This window comes from Chitinophaga vietnamensis (assembly GCF_902167635.1).
GTDB classification, from domain to species: Bacteria; Bacteroidota; Bacteroidia; order Chitinophagales; family Chitinophagaceae; genus Chitinophaga; species Chitinophaga vietnamensis.
Genome location: NZ_CABHMS010000006.1, coordinates 342,278 through 360,949 on the forward strand (window position 1 = coordinate 342,278; position 18,672 = coordinate 360,949).

The 18,672-nt window shown below is 48.2% G+C and carries 13 protein-coding genes; 7 read left to right on the plus strand and 6 right to left on the minus strand.

What is annotated here, in order from left to right; all coding sequences use genetic code 11:
• Positions 1–8: 8 nt before the first annotated feature.
• The gene (locus FPG75_RS17980) at positions 9–1,178 is read right to left on the minus strand and encodes a porin (protein WP_143308484.1); all 1,170 of its coding nucleotides are present in this window, start codon (positions 1,176–1,178) and stop codon (positions 9–11) included.
• Between the two features lie 162 nt (positions 1,179–1,340).
• Positions 1,341–3,503: a S46 family peptidase gene (locus tag FPG75_RS17985; RefSeq protein WP_143308485.1), complete on the minus strand. Its 2,163-nt coding sequence runs from the start codon at positions 3,501–3,503 to the stop codon at positions 1,341–1,343.
• Positions 3,504–3,725: 222 nt separating this feature from the next.
• On the opposite strand from FPG75_RS17985, the gene FPG75_RS17990 reads away from it, so the two are divergent.
• From FPG75_RS17990 to FPG75_RS18015, 6 genes are all read left to right on the plus strand, one after another.
• Positions 3,726–4,166: a hypothetical protein gene (locus FPG75_RS17990; protein WP_143308486.1), complete on the plus strand. Its 441-nt coding sequence runs from the start codon at positions 3,726–3,728 to the stop codon at positions 4,164–4,166.
• A gap of 152 nt (positions 4,167–4,318) precedes the next feature.
• Positions 4,319–4,960: a ribonuclease HII gene (locus tag FPG75_RS17995; RefSeq protein WP_143308488.1), complete on the plus strand. Its 642-nt coding sequence runs from the start codon at positions 4,319–4,321 to the stop codon at positions 4,958–4,960.
• A 36-nt stretch (positions 4,961–4,996) separates the two neighbouring features.
• Entirely contained in the window at positions 4,997–6,487 is a 1,491-nt protein-coding gene (rpoN, locus tag FPG75_RS18000) for an RNA polymerase factor sigma-54 (protein WP_143308490.1), read from the plus strand.
• Positions 6,488–6,496: 9 nt separating this feature from the next.
• Positions 6,497–7,192 (plus strand): hypothetical protein, encoded by a 696-nt coding sequence (locus FPG75_RS18005; protein ID WP_143308492.1) that lies wholly within the window; start codon positions 6,497–6,499, stop codon positions 7,190–7,192.
• 682 nt (positions 7,193–7,874) lie between these two features.
• Complete coding sequence (gene recA, locus FPG75_RS18010) at positions 7,875–8,885, plus strand: recombinase RecA (RefSeq protein ID WP_143308494.1); 1,011 nt, start codon at positions 7,875–7,877, stop codon at positions 8,883–8,885.
• Positions 8,886–9,047: 162 nt separating this feature from the next.
• Positions 9,048–9,539 (plus strand): GNAT family N-acetyltransferase, encoded by a 492-nt coding sequence (locus FPG75_RS18015; RefSeq protein ID WP_143308496.1) that lies wholly within the window; start codon positions 9,048–9,050, stop codon positions 9,537–9,539.
• Between the two features lie 57 nt (positions 9,540–9,596).
• Here the strand turns inward: FPG75_RS18015 and typA are convergent, their stop codons facing one another.
• From typA to FPG75_RS18030, 3 genes are all read right to left on the minus strand, one after another.
• Positions 9,597–11,405, minus strand: a complete 1,809-nt coding sequence (gene typA, locus FPG75_RS18020) for a translational GTPase TypA (protein ID WP_143308498.1) — start codon at positions 11,403–11,405, stop codon at positions 9,597–9,599.
• A 161-nt stretch (positions 11,406–11,566) separates the two neighbouring features.
• On the minus strand, positions 11,567–13,798 hold the full coding sequence (locus tag FPG75_RS18025; RefSeq protein ID WP_143308500.1) for a patatin-like phospholipase family protein: 2,232 nt from the start codon (positions 13,796–13,798) through the stop codon (positions 11,567–11,569).
• Positions 13,799–13,856: 58 nt separating this feature from the next.
• Entirely contained in the window at positions 13,857–14,906 is a 1,050-nt protein-coding gene (locus FPG75_RS18030) for a COX15/CtaA family protein (protein ID WP_143308502.1), read from the minus strand.
• Positions 14,907–15,087: 181 nt separating this feature from the next.
• On the opposite strand from FPG75_RS18030, the gene FPG75_RS18035 reads away from it, so the two are divergent.
• On the plus strand, positions 15,088–15,549 hold the full coding sequence (locus tag FPG75_RS18035) for a hypothetical protein (protein WP_143308504.1): 462 nt from the start codon (positions 15,088–15,090) through the stop codon (positions 15,547–15,549).
• A gap of 89 nt (positions 15,550–15,638) precedes the next feature.
• Here FPG75_RS18035 and FPG75_RS18040 read toward each other — a convergent pair whose 3' ends face one another.
• Positions 15,639–18,620, minus strand: coding sequence for a glycoside hydrolase family 3 N-terminal domain-containing protein (locus FPG75_RS18040; RefSeq protein ID WP_143308506.1), 2,982 nt, complete (start codon positions 18,618–18,620; stop codon positions 15,639–15,641).
• Between the last annotated feature and the right edge of the window lie 52 nt (positions 18,621–18,672).

Consider the following 18,672-nt stretch of genomic DNA (forward strand, 5'->3'; position numbering starts at 1 on the left):
AGTTGATGTTATAGTCTGCACTGTATCTGTACAATCATCAGATTGCTGTTATGCGTTTTGGTTCCGGGGATATCTCTTTTGTAATCATCTATCTGCATCCCAAGCTGGATGCGGCCTCCATAGTCTTTCAGGAAAGCCAGGCTGATCATCGGTATGTAGGAATTCCGGGCATTGCCATCATGTCTGTAATCTTCATTAAAATATTCATATCTCATAGAAAACTCTATGGACGTGAGTTTATGATAATTGATCTTATACTTGAAGTTGGGCAATACATAGATACCATTCATGACATACCTGCTCAGCGGGTCTGTCCGCATGGAGTCGGGCAAGGCGTAATAGTAGCGGTGATCGGTGCCTTGCTTGTATTCAGATTGCAGTTCCAGGTCTATCTTGGGCGATAGTGGAATAACGGTGCTCACATCTACCCCCATGGCATATACGTTTTGTTGCTTTACGGAGCCAAAGCCGCCATTGAGGCCGAGTGAGAATTTATTCATATTGCCAAATTCGAGACGACCGGTGGCCAGTTTGCCATTATCATCATCGGAAGGCTGGTTACGGTTATTGCCGTTCACCACCGACAATGCATATTTCATCGGGATGGCTTTGTCCTGGTTGAAGGCGCCGAACATAGACACTCCCAGCTGAAAGCTTTGCCAGCCGTTATTACCAAAGGCGGTGTATTGGTTAGAGAAATCCATGGATTTGATGATATCCACCGGGTAGAGGTCTTCCAGCCCGAACGATGGCCGGAACTGGCCTACCGTAAAGTTGACAGCATCATTCCATTTGTAGGATACAAAGGCGTTTTCGAGCACTTTGCCTTTAGGGTCGGAGGCAAAATCGGCGAGATTCACCAGTACCTGTGCGGAGAAGCGGTCGCTCACCTGCGCCTTTACCTGCAAACGCGCGCGCTTCAGGCTGAAGCTGTTGCGGACCACCTCGGAGGCATTGGGTTGGTGCGTGCCATTCACATCTACATCATGGTGCAGGGATACAGTATAACGGGCCTGGAATACACCGCCCAGCGTGATCTTTTTGAGGAAGCCAGTCACCCGCTGCAGGGCAGAATCCTTGGCTGTACTGTCTTTCACAGGATCGATGCGGATAATGGCAGCAACATTTCCGGCAAACAGGAAGAGAATAATGAATAGGAGTAAACTTCGTTTATGCATGCACGATGGTATTTATCCGATAACAACGTGCAGGAGGAAAAAGTTCAACAAGCGCAGTGAACGGAGCGGTATTTTTCTCGCAAAGACGCAAAGCAGCAAAGGATCGAAGCGATCCTTTGCTGCTTTGCGTCTTTGCGAGAAAATAACTCGCCGGTCTTCGCTTTATTTCACGAGCTTCAGCTCATTGATAATATTTTTGGCGCCACCGAGTTTTTCGATGCACCACAGCACATAACGTACATCCACGCAGATGGTACGGTTGTATACTGCGTCAAACTGGATCTTGTGGCTGAGCGCTTCGTAGTTGCCATCGAAGGCCAGGCCGATCAGTTCGCCGTTGGCGTTGATCACAGGCGATCCTGAGTTTCCGCCGGTAATATCATTGGTAGTGATGAAGCAGGTTACCACATCGTTACGTTTGGCATCTTTATATTGACCGAAATCTTTTTTCTTGTAGAGATCAACATAATTGGCAGGCAGGTCAAATTCGTAATCACCGGGCACATATTTTTCCAGCACGCCTTTCATGGTGGTTACATAGTCGTAGTACACCGCATCGCGTGGTGTGTAAGGCTTCACCTGACCATAAGTAACGCGCATGGTGAAGTTCGCATCCGGATAGCGGTTAGCATTAGGCGACATTTCCATTACGCCTTTGAGGTACTTGCGGCCGAGGTCATTATTCTTTGCCACGAACTGTGAATACAGCGGCAGGTATTTACCGGTGAAGTTCTTCAGGAATGCGCTGGCGTAAGCAAAGGCAGGATCGTTCTGCAATGTTACTGCGTCGGGATTGGCTACGAAGGCTTTCCATTTGGCATCATCAAAGATGAAGGTGTTAGACATCACGCCGGTGGCCCAGAGGCGGTAGGTGTTCTCATCATCGAGGCTGCCGTATTTTGCTTTCACGCCATCGTAGAAGCTGGCGGGCTGCTGGTCTTTGGGCACATCGGTGTAGAACATATGGCAGGTAGCGGCAAGAATTTTCTGGTCGCTGGCTTTATTTTCATCCTGCAGGAAAGTGGCGCGTGCCTTGTTAGCCGCTTCCACGGCCTTTTGCAGCTCTTCTTTTGGCGTGTTGGGCGTTACCAGCGCTTTCTCGAGAATGGAGAGGTTAGCAGCGAAGGCAGCGAGCGGCGAGCCAAGGATACCTTCTGTCAGGTATACACGGCCTTTCGCATAAGGCGACCAGGCTTTATAGTTAGCGGCGTAGTCGTTGAAGAGGTTGGCGTATTCAGGTTTGCCGGCGGCCCATTTCTGGAAAGCGGCTTCCTGGGCCTGTTTCTCTTCCAGTACATGATGCTGTTCCAGCTGTTTTGTTTCGCCATCGAAGAATTTCCAGTAGTTGGCAATGCTGGCATAAGAAGAAGCCAGTTGCAGTTTCACTGCCGGGTCTTTCTTCATCTGCTCAAACATCGCTTTCAATCTTACGTCGCGGAGATTGACCAGGGAAGGGTTGTCCACCGTGGTTTTCAGCTGCACGCCATAAGAAGTTTCGTAACGGTTGGTACCGCCGGGATAACCGAAGATCATGGCGTAATCATTTTCCTTGATGCCTTTGATAGATACCGGCAGGAAATGTTTAGGCTTCAAGGGAACGTTGTCGGCCGCATAGGGAGCGGGTTTGCCGTTCTTGTCGGCATATACGCGGAATATGGAGAAGTCGCCGGTGTGGCGGGGCCATTCCCAGTTGTCGGTATCGCCGCCGAATTTGCCCACGCTTTCAGGCGGGGCGCCTACGAGGCGGATATCTTTATAACGCTCGTACACGAAAAGCAGGTACTGGTTGGCTTTGTACATGGGTACCACTTTGGCTTCGTAGCCGGTGTTGGCAGTAGCTTTGGCAATGATATCGCCGTAGGCGGCCTGTTCTTTCTGGCCTCTGGCGGCGCCATCGAGGCCTTGCAGCGCTTCTTCCACCTGTTTAGTCACATCTTCCACTTTCACGAGGAACTGAACAGATAATTTAGGTGCGGGAATTTCCTGTTGTTTATTCAGAGCATAGAAACCATTTTTGAGATAGTTGTGCTCTACGCTGCTGGCGGTAGCGATGGCATCGTAACCGCAGTGGTGGTTGGTAAAGATGAGCCCTTCGTTGCTCACGATTTCGCCGGTACAGCCGCCGCCGAAGATGATGATCGCGTCTTTCAGCGATGCTTTGTTGATACTGTACAACTGCTCTTTCGTCAATTTGAGGCCTTTCTTCACCATGTCGTTGTACGTTTGCTGCCCCAGTAAATAAGGCAGCCACATGCCCTCATCTGCTTTTGCCCATTTAATGCTGGCGCAGAGCAGGAGTAGCAAAACCACTAAATTTTTTCTCATGATTGTGCAGATTTTGTTTAAAGGACCTCAAACCTAGGTAATTTTTTGTAAACTGTCGTCGCCAAACTGTGACAGGTGGCGCATTCCAGTGATAGCCCGGTTGCACATCTGTAAAATAATGTCATATGAACCGAAAACTGGAATATGTTTTGATAAAGGGAGGCTGCAAACTGGCCATGCCAGAAAGGATACCCTATTCTAAAATTTTTAAAACTGCTGATTATGAGAAAAATGTTTTTATTGATCGGAATGGCCGCCTGCTTCGCTTGTAACGAAACCGCTACCCAGCAGGAAAAGAAAGAAGATATCAAAGACAGCATACAAAAGGCCGGGGAAGAGCTGAAATCCGCCGCCAACAACGCCGGGGATTATCTCTCTGAACAAAAACAACAGGCTGAAGAAGCCATCGACAAGCGTATCAAAGAAATAGACCAAACCACCGAAGAGCTCAAAAAACAAGGCACCGAGCAAAGTGAAACAGCCCGTAAAAAACTGGAAGCGCTGAAAGTACAGATGAAAAAAGAAATGCAGGAAGTGAAGAAGAGCAGCGCCGCCACCTGGGACAGTACCCGCAAAGCCGCGGATGAACTGATGAAAAAATCCGATAAGGAATGGACAGATTTCAAACAGGATTTTAAAGATCTGTTCAAGAATAACAACTAAAAATAATTTTAGATTTTTTTATGTCGGCGATTTAGCTATTTTGTTGATGTATATTAGTTTTGCCAGCGGCAAAATATCTAAATCACCAAATAAGAAAATCGGAAAATATTGGTGTAATTTTACCCGGCTTATAACACTAAACAGATTAGGATTTGCTATTATCTCATTATCAGGACGCGCTAGTGGAGGCAGGCTGCGATGAAGCCGGGAGAGGATGCCTTGCCGGGCCGGTATTCGCGGCCGCAGTGATCCTGCCGCCCAGGTTCCGTCATCCGCTGTTGAATGATTCCAAGCAGATGAAACCGGAACACCGGGAGAAGCTGCGCAAAGTGATCGAGAAAAAAGCCATCTGCTTTGCAGTGGCCAGTGTGGACAATGTAGAAATAGACAAGATAAATATTTTAAAAGCCTCCTTCAAAGCCATGCACCTGGCTTTGGAGCAACTGAGCAGGCAACCGGAATTTATACTGATAGATGGCAACAGGTTTGTCCCTTACAGAGAAATACCGCATGCCTGCATCATCCAGGGAGATGGAAAATATGCTTCGATAGCCGCCGCTTCTGTGCTGGCCAAAACCTACCGCGATGAATATATGCAGCAATTACACGCTGCTCATCCGCATTTTGGCTGGAACACAAACATGGGCTACCCGACCAAACAACATCGCGATGCAATTCGTGAGTTTGGCGAAACACCCTATCACCGCGTATCTTTCCGCCTTCTCCCCGATCAGCCGGAGCTGGATTTTGATCTTGATATGGATCCCGCGCCGGATAACAACATTGAACAATAGCCATTCACCCGTCACTAAAAATGATTGGGAACAGATATGTTAAAACAAACACAACAACAAAAGTTATTACAAAAACTCTCGCCTCAACAGATTCAGCTCATGAAACTGTTGCAGGTGCCCACTGTCAATCTCGAAGAAAGGATCAAGGAAGAACTGGAAGAAAATCCGGCGCTGGAATACGGTGAAGAAGCGCATGACGACGAGTTCAAGGAACAGGAAGAGTTTGACGCCGCCGATAATGAAGACGAAGAGTTTGAACCAGATGGCAGCGAAACTGATTACGACAATATCGATATCTCCGAATATGTAAGTGACAGTGATGATGATGTGGCAGATTATAAACTGCGTGATGATAACTACCCCGACCCGGATGAAAGCAACAAAACCATTCCGGTAAGAGTAGAAACCTCTTTTCACGAACACCTGCTCAGCCAGCTCGGCATGCTGGAACTGGACGACCGCCAAACCGCCATCGCCGAACAGATCATCGGCTCTATCGACGACGACGGCTACCTGCGCCGCGAAGTAAGCGCCATCGTAGATGATCTCTCCTTCTCACAAAATGTATCTACCGATGAAGCCGAAATCAATGAGCTCATTAAAAAGATACAGGAGTTCGATCCGCCAGGCGTATGCTGCACCGATCTGAAACAATGTCTCCTGCTACAGCTGAAACGCAAGCCACAGGACGATCCCGGCGTACATACCGCCTATCAGATCCTCGAAAACTATTTCGACGAATTTACCAAGAAACATTACGAGAAAATACAAAAGGCACTAGGCCTCTCGGATGAAGCACTGAAAGAGTCCATCAATCAGATCATCAAGCTCAATCCCAAGCCCGGCGGCAATTACGCCTCTATCAACAAAGCGGAAAGTTATGTGCTGCCCGACTTCTTCATCCTGAACAACGGCGGCAAACTGGAGCTCACGCTCAATTCCCGCAATGCGCCTGACCTCCGCATCAGCGGCGGTTACCGCGAAATGCTCAAGGAATACGACCGTGGTGATAAAAAAGATAAACGCCAGAAAGAAGCGGTGCTGTTCATCAAACAAAAGATCGACGCCGCCAAATGGTTCATAGACGCTATCAAACAAAGGCAACATACCCTGCTCTCCACCATGGAATCCATCATGGACTATCAACGTGAGTTCTTCCTCACCGGCGATGAAACCACCATGAAACCCATGATCCTGAAGGATATCGCCGACCGCACCCAACTGGATATCTCCACGGTGAGCCGCGTTGCCAACAGCAAATACGTACAAACGGAGTTCGGCACTTTCAAACTGAAGTTCTTCTTCTCCGAATCCCTGTCTACCGACAGTGGCGAGGAGGTATCTACCAGGGAGGTGAAAAAGATCCTGTCCGACCTTATTGAAGCGGAAAACAAACGCAAACCATTAAGCGACGAGAATCTCACGAAAATGTTGCAGGACAAGGGTTACAACATTGCACGCCGTACTGTGGCCAAATACAGGGAACAATTGAATATCCCTGTGGCGCGCTTACGTAAAGAACTATAAAAACAGATCATGCAAGAACAAATCGTATTGAACCGCGACGGGCATTTACAAGAAGAGCCTGAGTTTTCACCTGCCATGCGTAGTATTGCGCAGGTGATCTCTTATGTGGCGCATCCCTTGTTTATCCCGCTGCTGGTTACTTTCCTGGTATTGCAATCGCTGCCGGAATATTTTGTATCGTTCAAGCAGATCAGCAAGCGCTTCCCGTATGATATGCTGTATTTCAGGGTGGCGATCATCAGTCTGTTCTTTCCCTTGCTCACGGTGGCACTGGCCAAGTTGCTGGGATTCATCTCTTCTATATATATGAATACGCAGCGCGACCGCATCATTCCTTATGTGGCCGTGATCGTATATTATTTCTGGGCATTCTATACTTTTCTGGCGGAGGGCGTGGCGCCAAAGTTCTACACAGCTTTTTTCTTCGGCACTTTCCTGGCGATCTCGCTGTCTTTTGTTTCCAATAATTTCCTGAAAACGAGCATGCATACGGTAGGCTGGGGCGGTGTGATCGGCTTTTTGCTGTCGCTCATGTGGGGCATGCATATGAATGTATCCTTACCCCTCGTGATCACATTTTTTGTGGCGGGCATTGTGGCTACTGCAAGACTGGTATTAAAGGCGCATACGCCTGCGGAAGTATATATCGGATTTTTTATCGGGATCATTACCCAATTAGCGGCCTGCTGGATATTGGTGGTTTAAAGCCTGTTTCAAGCCTGTTTCAAGTATGGATAAAGCCTGTTTAAGCGCTGATTAACTATCACCCAGTGTTCCTTGTTCCTGCTGCTTTCCGCAGCAACAGAACAAGGAATCGGGAGACAGGGAATACAGAATGGCGGTAAAAGAGTTTTTGGGGTTTTACCTGTTAAGCCAGTCACTTCACTGGTTACGGTAACGCTGGATGTAAAGGCCATAAGGCAGGCTAACAAACAATTTAACTTAACAAACAAACATTGGGGAACTTTCAACAACTAATTTGACAATACAAAAATCACATATTCCCGGCTGATACTCAAGCGTATAACTACGCTTTTTCAAAAAGCAGTATTTTCCCCCACTTCTTTACAACATTTTTTAAAAGATTTTTTGAGGAAGATGTTTACGCACATCCAATGCGTAATGCCTTCCGATCTTTGTTTTGCCATTGAGCATTAACCCCTTCGGATCTGAGATTTTCGTACCGGGTGAGCTGGTAAAAATACCCGGGCATTAAAAAGATAGCCGGCTGGCCAGGTGCGAAAATTTCAAGATTCCGACACCAAGATATTTAGCAATAAAAAATAAAAAATGCTAAAAATTTTAGGAAAATTGAAAATTAGGTTATAATTTAGCAATCCAGTTAGTGACGATTGCTTTCGTTTAAATTTGTAAAAAACTTACTTATATGTCTACAGCCAATGCAGAAAAATTAAAGGCGCTCCGCCTTACGATGGACAAGATCGAGAAAGATTTCGGTAAGGGATCTGTGATGATGATGGGAGAAAAGGCAGAAGCACCCATGGAAGTAATTTCTACAGGTTCTTTAGGTCTGGATATCGCGCTGGGAATTGGTGGTTTTCCTAAAGGAAGGATCATCGAAATATATGGACCTGAATCATCCGGTAAAACTACCGTGGCCATACATACTATTGCAGAAGCACAAAAGAAAGGTGGTATCTGCGCAATCATAGATGCGGAGCATGCTTTCGATAGCAGCTATGCAAGAAGACTGGGAGTAGATGTAGATTCTCTCCTGATCTCTCAACCGGATCACGGTGAACAGGCATTGGAAATTGCCGATCGTTTGATCCTCTCCGGCGCCGTTGATGTAGTCGTGATCGACTCCGTAGCTGCACTGGTACCCAAAGGTGAGCTGGAAGGCGAAATGGGCGAAAGCAAAATGGGCTTACAGGCCCGCCTGATGTCACAGGCATTGCGTAAACTCACCGCTACCATTGCCAAAACAAACTGCTGCTGCATATTCATCAACCAGCTGCGTGAAAAAATTGGTGTAATGTTCGGTAACCCCGAAACGACTACCGGTGGTAATGCATTGAAGTTCTACGCCTCCGTGCGACTGGATATCCGCCGCATGAGCCAGATCAAAGATGGCGACGAAGCCGTAGGTAACCGCGTAAAAGTGAAAGTGGTGAAAAACAAAGTAGCTCCTCCTTTCCGTCAGGCAGAATTTGATATCATCTACGGTCAGGGTATCTCCAAAATGGGTGAGATCATCGACATGGGCGTAGAATATGGTATCATCCAGAAAAGCGGTAGCTGGTTCAGCTACGACAGCAACAAACTGGGCCAGGGTCGCGATGCAGTGAAACAACTGCTCAGCGATAACCCCGAACTGTCTGCCGAGATTGAAGGCAAGATCAAAGCAAAACTGGCGGAACAAGCAGAACAGGCATAATCGCCATCCGCTGAAACGCCCGGCCAGGGCGCACTTGATCGAATCAAATCAGAAAGTGTTATATAGTTATATAAACCAAACTTAGTTTTAGTTTTAGTAAGCATTGGGTTAGTATGCACTCCCCGCCTTTTCCTGGGCGGGGATTTTTTTTAAATTAGTAGTATGGAAACCATCGCCTTCACCACATTCATACCCGCTTACGAGCAGCAGGTAGCTACTCTTATCACCAATATCCAGCAAAAGGAATTTGGTGTTCCCATCACATTCGCCGATCAACCCGACCTTAGCAACATCCCCTCCTTTTATCAGCAAGGCAAGGGAAACTTCTGGTGCGCACTCAATCAGCAATCCGAAGTAGTTGGTACCATTGCACTGATCGATACCGGCAGTAATATTGGCGCCATCCGCAAAATGTTCGTAAGGGCCGACTATCGCGGCAAAGAAAAAAATGTGGCTGCACAACTGCTGCAAATACTGGAAAGCCATGCACAAAACAAAGGGCTCAAACAACTTTATCTCGGCACCGTGCCCCTGCTCAAGGCCGCACTGCGCTTCTATGAAAAGAACGGCTACGAACCGGTAGCAGAACAAGACCTGCCGCCACAATTCCCGAAAATGGCGGTAGACACTGTCTTCTTCAAAAAAATACTGTAAAAAGAAAAAGCCACCAGATTGTATCCGGTGGCCTTCTATATTTTCTGCCTAATAATATTAAGCTTCTGCTTTCATGATCTTTGCATTTTTCTTGCGCTCTTCTTCATCCAGGATGGTTTTACGCATACGGATAAAGTTAGGCGTTACCTCGATACACTCATCCTGCTGAATGTATTCCATACACTCTTCGAGTGTCATCAGTGTTTTAGGTGCAATGTTGGTAGCAGCATCACTTCCGCTTGCGCGCATGTTGGTCAGCTTCTTACCTTCATTGGCGTTCACCACCAGATCGCCTGGCTTGTTGTTCTCACCAATGATCATACCCTTGTACACCTCTTCTCCCGGATCCACAAAGAAGAAACCTCTGTCTTGCAGTTTATCCAGAGAGTAGCCGGTAGTAGTACCTGCTTCTTTCGCGATGAGCACACCGTTGTTACGGCCGGGGATAGGGCCTTTCCAGGCTTTATAGTCCATAAAGCGGTGCGCCATTACAGCTTCACCGGCAGTGGCAGTCAGCATCTGCGTACGCAGACCGATCAGGCCACGGGAAGGAATTTCAAATTCGAGGTGCTGCATTTCACCTTTGGTTTCCATGATCAGCATCTCACCTTTACGGCGTGTAACCAGGTCGATCACCTTGCTGGCAGATTCCTGCGGAACGTCTACCACCAGGGTTTCATACGGTTCACATTTTTTACCATCAATTTGTTTGATGATTACCTGCGGCTGGCCTACAGTCAGCTCATAACCTTCACGGCGCATGGTTTCGATCAATACGCCCAGGTGCAGGATACCGCGGCCATATACGAGGAAGCTATCAGCGTTATCAGAATCTACCACGCGCAGCGCGAGGTTCTTCTCGGTTTCTTTCATCAGGCGATCGCGCAGGTGGCGGGAAGTAACGAACTTACCATCTTTACCAAAGAACGGCGAGTTGTTGATACCGAACAGCATGTTCATGGTAGGTTCATCCACACTGATGACTGGCAGGGCTTCCGGCGCTTCTGCATCAGCGATGGTATCACCGATGTTGAAATCTTCAATACCTACTACAGCGCAGATATCACCTGCTACTACTTCGGTTACCTTTCTCTTACCTAATGCTTCAAATATATACAGTTCGCGAACTTTCTGTTTTTTAGAGGTACCATCGGTCTGCATCAGGGTTACCCATTGGCCTTCCTGGATGGATCCGCGGGTTACTTTACCTACAGCGATACGGCCAAGGAAGGAAGAGTAATCCAGTGAGGTGATCTGCAATTGCAGGTTACCTTCTGTTACTTTCGGCTCTGGAACATATTCCAGGATACCATCCATCAGCGGCGTAATATCTTCGCTGGGCGTTAATGAAGAGTTGAACCAGCCATTCTTACCGGAACCGTAGAAGGTCGGGAAGTTCAGCTGCTCTTCTGTTGCATCGAGGTTGAAGAACAGTTCGAATACGGCATCATGCACTTCGTCGGGGCGGCAGTTGGCTTTATCCACTTTGTTGATTACCACGATCGGCTTCAGGTTCAGCTGCAGCGCTTTCTGGAGCACGAAACGGGTCTGCGGCATCGGACCTTCAAAGGCGTCTACCAGCAGGATCACACCATCGGCCATTTTCAATACCCTTTCTACCTCGCCACCAAAGTCGGCGTGGCCCGGAGTATCGATCACATTAATCTTGGTGCCTTTGTACTCAACAGATGCATTCTTACTGAAAATGGTAATACCACGCTCTCTTTCAAGATCGTTACTGTCCATGATCAGCTCGCCGGATTCCTGGTTCTCACGGAATACGTTGGTCTGGTGAAGAATTTTGTCCACCAGGGTAGTTTTACCGTGGTCTACGTGTGCAATGATTGCAATATTACGAATATTCATATACTTGTTTCTTTAGCTATCAGCCATTAAGCATTTTAGCGCCAATAGCCACAAAATGAAGGCGCAAAGGTACGAAAACCTGACGAGAATGAAGGAAACGGGCTTTAAATAAATGTAATCATTTGGTCACGATGGGTTTTGCCCTCATAATCGACTGGTTATCAATAGTTCATAATTTTCACTACATAGTCGAATGCGCTTTGGTTGGTAGGATTGTCTAAGGCATGAATGATGTCAAGTTTTTCGCGGGAAGTGAGATGCCACGACAGAGCCGCCGCCTTATCCTGGCGTTGCGGCACATATTGAAAAATAACACGGTGAAATTTATCCGGGAAATAGGCTTCCATATAATTCACCAGGTCATCCTGGTCAAAGTCCTGCATGGCGCTCCAATGCTGCTGCATGGTGAACAGCGGCTCAAAGAGCAGATCGCCGAGGTCCTTGGTTTTCTTGATGGGAGAAATATCATTCTTCCTGGTATCACGCACCTGTATATAAATGATCCCGCTGGTATTTTCATTGATCCACTGCTGGAAAGTATAGAGATAACGCAGCGTTGTTTGCTGGCCGAAGTTATCGCGGATACCGGCATCCATCACATCCACAATGGGATTGGTGGGCAGGAAGGCATTCGGCAATACATAAGGAAAGGTAGCGCACATGCGGATCGCGCTGGTAACGCGCAAATCCATCGCATCCTGTCGAGCGAAGTACTGACCAAAGTCCACCCCATCGATATCACGTACCTGCCGCGTCGGATATTTGTATTGTGGTGAGCACAGGTAACTCACCGGCATGGGTGAAATAATGAGCCGGCGGCCATCTGCATTGATCGTTGCGTTCCATATCAGCATGGGTATCTGGGCTTCTTCTTCCGGCTGGCGATAGGCCTGTAATGTTTTATTGAAAGCCTTATCAGTGTTCTGATTGAGCTGCATTTCAAAGGCATAGCCCCTGTCCTTTGCATAAATATTCCGTCCGATATGGAAGCTCCTGAATGGTGTGATAAAGTCGTTCACTGCCATCGCAGAGAACACAGGATTGAGCAGATCGCGGGAGATCTTCTCTGCATAAATGCTATCGGTGAGATGCACCGGCTTGCCTTGCTTTTGCTGGTAATACAGTTCGCGGAAATAAGTAGCGCCCATCATACCGCCGGAGGCGCCGGTCATGAGTACGGTATGTTTCATCAAATGCCCGTGCAGCAAGGTATCCAGGCGTTGCAGCACATTCACCGACCAGGTGGCGGAACGGCTGCCGCCGCCGCTGAAGTTCATCACGATCAGTGGTGGTTTCTTGTTGGCCGGGAATTGTGCCCGCCAGCGTTCCAGTATTTTCAGCGTACGCACTTTGTCTGTCTCCAGTTTTTCTTTCGTGAAAAACTGTTGCAGCGCCTGCGGACTGTACTCCGGTCGTCCCTCTTTCTGGCGATAATTAAGACCGTAAGCCTTGTTCCTGTTGTCAACAATATTGTGTTCTACGAGCCAGTTCAACCCGAACATCATCACGAGCAAAACTGGTATGGACCAGGTTTGCAGCAGATAGGAATATGCGCCGGCCACACCGATCAGGAAGGCAAAGAACACCAGCACGCTGGCGCCGGCAGGGATCCTGAATACGTTGTAATCCATGAGGTAGGCCAGTATTACAAGAAATATCAGGGCGCAGCCCACGGTGATCATGGCGGCAAAGTGATGCTGTTTGAGAATGCTGTCGAGATAATGTTTGTTATAGTGATCTACATTCCTTGCACGACGGATGCGGAAGGGCGTGGAGAAATAATTATGAACAGGCAATGCGTTTTCATCGGGCTCCTGCGTAGGCTTCATGATTGTGCGCAGGAAATTGCGCGGGTTGCCGAAACGCCGTTCCAGCCTGCGTCCTATGTTCTTATCTGCATTAAAGAAATAAAAAAAACTGAAGAAAATGATAAACAGTACCCCGCATATATATCCTTCTCCCAACAACAAAATATCTGTAATGGCCGCCAGTTGTTCATAACGCTGGTACTCCCATCCGCGGTAAAGCAGGCAGATGATAAACGCCAAAGGAATGATGGAGTTATTAAGACAATATCTGAAAAAGGGCTGAGAAGTGGTGGCCAGGAATTTAAACCGGCCGGTATGCAAAATGAACGTGGTGATATGCCAGCTCATGATGAAAGTGCCTGTAGCAAGGCCCAGGATGGCGGTACTGTAGAAATTCACTTTCCCCAGATATTCAGGCGCGAGAAACAGTGCATCGCCACCAAAAACTTTTGCGAACCCTCCGTTAATCGTACTGAAAAGGATCACCCAAAAGACGAGCAGCACCTGGTATTTCCTGAAATGCAGCAACAGTAGCTGTATAGGGAAAGAATAGTAAGTTTTTACAAGCAATAATTTCACCTTCATCAGACGATTATTACCAATAAACTTACGAGAAATTTCGATATCTGGCCTTCGAAAATCCTTATTTCGCAGCAAGGCCTCTGCTGAGGTAGAGGGTCCACATCAGCGAAAGCAGCAGCAGCATGCCTACGCATTGATGCAGTATACCAAATGTAAGCGGGATATGTGTACGGCTGTTGAGCAAGGTAAGTACGCCGAGCAGCACCTGCAGCAACACGAGCATCATTGGCAGATAGCGGATCGCGTGCAACATACTGTTGGCGGGCGTTTGCGCGGCCTTCCACCACCAGATGGCAATGAGGATCGTGATCAGGTATGCCAGGCCGCGATGGATGAATTGTATGGTGATAGGATTGTGCAAGATATCAGCGAAGAAGCCGCCTTGTATAAACATGCCTCCGGGTATCCAGGCGCCATTGATATCAGGCCAGGTATTGGCCACCAGCGCGGCATGCAGGCCGGCCATAAATGCGCCATATATCAACTGCACCGTTACGAGCGCCAGCAGCCACACGTTGAGCTTGCGCAACTGCGGCGCCGGCAATATTTCCACAGGGCGGATGCTTAGTTTCAATGCAAACCAGAACACATAACACAACAGCACCAGCGCAGAAATAAAATGGATTGCCAGGCGGATATGATTCACATACAGGTTCTCTTCATTCAGCCCGCTCATCACCATGATCCAGCCAATCAGCCCCTGGAGCGCGCCCAGCAGGAAAAGGATGATCATCGGGTTCACCATCGAGCGGTTGATCTTTTCCTTTATAAGAAAATAGATAAATGGCACAATGAATACCAATCCCATCAAACGGGCCCAGTCGCGATGCAGCCATTCCCAGAAGAAAATGAATTTGAAATCAGATAAGGTGAAATGATTGTTCACATATTTATACTGTGCGATCTGTTTATACCCGTCAAATGCTTTCTGCCACGCAGCCTCATTCATAGGCGGAAATGCGCCCAGCAAGGGTTGCCACTCCGTGATAGACAAGCCCGAACCTGTTAAACGGGTAATACCTCCTAAAAGTACCTGTACGATCAACATGCCCACGCCTATATATAACCATATGGCCACCGGGCGATTATTTCTAATTGTGACTGTTTCCATAAACGATGCGAAATTAGGACAGAAATCAACAACACCCGTGCATATTTCTCACATTATTTTAACAATCGGGTAATATTCAGTTAACGCAACGTGCTGATCTTTGCGGCGGAAAATAAAAGGTACCATTGTATTAGCTAATACGGCCCTGATTAAAAAAGCTCAACATTAAAAAATTAATGTCATGAAACTCGTAAGAATTGTTTTAGCGCCCAAAGCAGTAATGATTGTATTAGCCGCTATCCTGTTTGGTTCAATGCACACATCAGCTCAGGAAAAGGCTTTTGCTTACAACGCCGCCCGTGTTTTTGCTAAAGAGCAACCCGGCAAGGCAGTAAACAAAGAGATGTTCTCTATGCAAATCACACAACCGGAAAAGGATTCCCTGCTTTTCAATATCTCTATCGAAAATCCTAACAACGAAAAGCTGACGCTCTACATCAGAGATAACAACAACAACACACTTCACCGCGAAGCACTGCCGGCAAAACAGCACTATGTAGCTCGTTACAACCTGCAATCACTGGATGATGGTCAATACGTTGTTGAGATCAGAAGCGGTAAAAACCTGCTGGGTGAAAAGGCGATCGGCATCAGAACACAGACCACTGTGAACAGGAATGTGTCTATCGTTGACCAGGAGTAGTACGATTCATCCCCTCTTATTATTATAAAAGAAAACGTCCACGTGTATGTAGAAATACAGTGGACGTTTTCTTTTTTATAACAAGCAGCTTAGTCTTTCTTTCTCATTGCCTCGTAGAAGACGTCCATTATCTTTCCACGGGTATTGAGGGTAGATAATTTCGTATTGGCGCCACCGTTAGGGTATACGCGGTTGCTGAGGAAGATGAACACCAGGTTGCTGGCGGGATCAGCCCATACGCAGGTACCGGTAAACCCGGTATGGCCGAAAGTGGCCCCTGAAGCGTATTTCGCAGGATAAGGCTCTGATCTGGATACATTATCTTTCTCCGGTTTGTCGAATCCCAGTCCGCGGCGGCTGATACCGGAATTATATGCCGTGAAGAATTTAACGGTCTCTGGTTTCAGGTACTGTTTACCATTGTAAGTGCCGCCATTGAGCAGCATCTGCATGATCACGCCCAGGTCTTGCGCATCGGAGAAAAGGCCGGCATGTCCGGCTACGCCGCCAAACATGGCGGCAGCGGGGTCGTGCACATCGCCACGCAACTGTTGTTCCCTGAAGTTGTGCTCAAATTCGGTAGGCGCTATCTGCGAGAGCGGAAACCGCTCCCTCGGCAAAAAGCCGGTGGTGGCTAATCCCAGCGGGGTATAAAAAGTTTCCTGCACATATTCATTCAGTTTCTTTCCTGTGATCGTTTCCACGATCTTTCCCAGGAAGATAAAATCCAGATCGCTGTAAACATAGCCCTGGCGTGGCGATAGCTTGCTATCGAGGATCACTTTCCAGAGCGTATCGATATAGCGGTTGTCCAGGTAGAGATGATCTGCTACCCTTACATGGTGCTGTTCATCGGGATTGGCGCGGTATAGCGCGGTATCCGGATGGCCGGCGGCATCGATCGTTTCTTTATAGAAAGGTATCCATGCTACGAGACCTGCCTGGTGTAATAATATGTCGCGTACTTTCAGTCCGGCTTTGTCGCTGCCTTTCACGAAAGGCAGGTATTCGCCCAAAGTGCCTTCCAGGCTCAGTTTCCCTTCATCGTAGAGGCGCATTACCGCCAGTGTGGTGGCGCATATTTTGGTAACGGAAGCCATATCATAAATAGCGTTGGGCGTTACCGGTTCCTGTTTGTTGTATTCAAAATGTCCGAAGCAGCGGTTGAATATCACTGCGCCATTGCGCATGGCCAGCACTTCACAGCCGGGGGCTGCGCCGCGGGAGATCATGTCTTCGGCGATCGCATCTATTTTGAGCAGCACTTGCGGATCGAGGCCGGCTACGGCAGGATCAGCGGCCGGCAGAGAAGTATATTTATTCACTTCATACGTTACGCCTGTACCGGAAGGATAGGCCGGGCAAACCGTTACTGGCAGCTTTCCTTGTGCGCCCAGATTGCCAAAGAGTAGATCGGCTGCCGCACGTTGCGTGGTGCTGTCATCTTCATAAGCAGCAATAATATTGGGCGCTTCGCAGAAATACTGGATCGCATATGGATTGCCGAAAACTACCGTGGCAGAAGGCATTTCTTTTTGCAGCTGGCGAACGAGCAAGCGCTCGGCGAGCGACAGCCCGAAGTTACCCGCCGGCCTGCGGCTGTAGTTCTGCAAGCCAATGATCACCGCTTTATAATCCCGTTGGATGCGTGATACAATTGGCGCTACCTGCTCAACGCTCTGGCGGCTGGTGAAGATGAACGCATCGGTGCCGGGCTTGTATGCTTTGATGGCATCAATGAAAGTATTGTTCACATCCGCGCCCACGGCAACCACCGCCAGCTTCTGCTGCGTCATGGCCGGCGAGAAAGGAATCAGTTTATTTTCATTTTTTAATACGGTGAGCGCTTTTTCTGCAATGCGGCGGCGCAGCGCATCTGTTTTCGCATTGATATCTTCCGTGATGTGATTTACATCAATATGTTGCGGCTGCCACAGGCCCAGGTTATATTTCGCACGCAGCACTTTCTTCACACGGGTATCTACTTCGTTCTGGTCTATCAATCCTTTTTTAATGGCTTTCCGGATCGCTTCCACGCTGCCGGCGGCGGTGGACGGGAGTATCATGAGATCGTTACCGGCGAGCAGCGACTGCAAGGATTCCTGACCATTAGTGTAAAATTTGGCGATCCCTTTCATTTCAAGTGCATCGGTAACGATCAGGCCTTTGTAGCCCAGCTCCTCTTTCAGCAGTTTGGTAACGGCTTTATAAGAGATGGAGGTAGGCGTATTGGGCTTGTTGTCAATGGCCGGTATATAAAGATGTGCGATCATCATAGAGCCTACGCCCGCTTTGATGGCTTCGCGGAAGGGATAGAGCTCCAGGGAGTCGAGTTGTTGTCTGGTTTTATTGATCGTGGGGAGATCAAGATGAGAATCCACATTGGTATCGCCATGGCCGGGGAAGTGTTTGGCGCAGGCCATGATGCCGGCATCCTGCATACCGTGGATGGTGGCAACGCCCATGCGGGCTACCTGGTATTTATCTTCACCGAAGGAGCGGTCGTTGATAACCGGATTGTTCGGGTTATTGTTGATATCCATATCGGGGGCATAATCCACGTGGATGCCGAGGCGGCGGCATTGTTCGCCCATGACGCGGCCGGCCTCATAGGCGAGCGCGGTGTCTTGTGTGGCGCCGAGCATCATTTGGCGGGGCAATGAGATAACACTGTCGAGCCGCATGCCGAGGCCCCACTCGCCATCGATGGCGATCATTAAAGGTACTTTGGAGATCGACTGGTAATAATTGGTGAGATTGGCTTGCCTTACGGGCCCACCCTGGAAGAAGATGAGGCCTCCTACTTTGTTCTCGCGGATGTCTTTCACGACCGCATCGATATGATCCTGCCCGAGGTTGGAGTGGGCCCTGATCATGATGAGCTGTGCGATCCGTTCTTCCGGTGTGAGCGATTGGAAAACGCTGTCGGCCCATGCCGATGCTTTGTCTTGTGGAATTGTGTGTGCAACCTTTTTGTTTTTCTTCTTGTTGAATACCGAGTGCGGCTTGGGAATTGCGCTGCCCGTCATCAACAAACCTGTTAGTCCAGCAACCAGTAATTGTTTCATCATGTCATAAACTTACAAATATTCAGGCAGTAATTCGAGCGGATGATCTGTATAT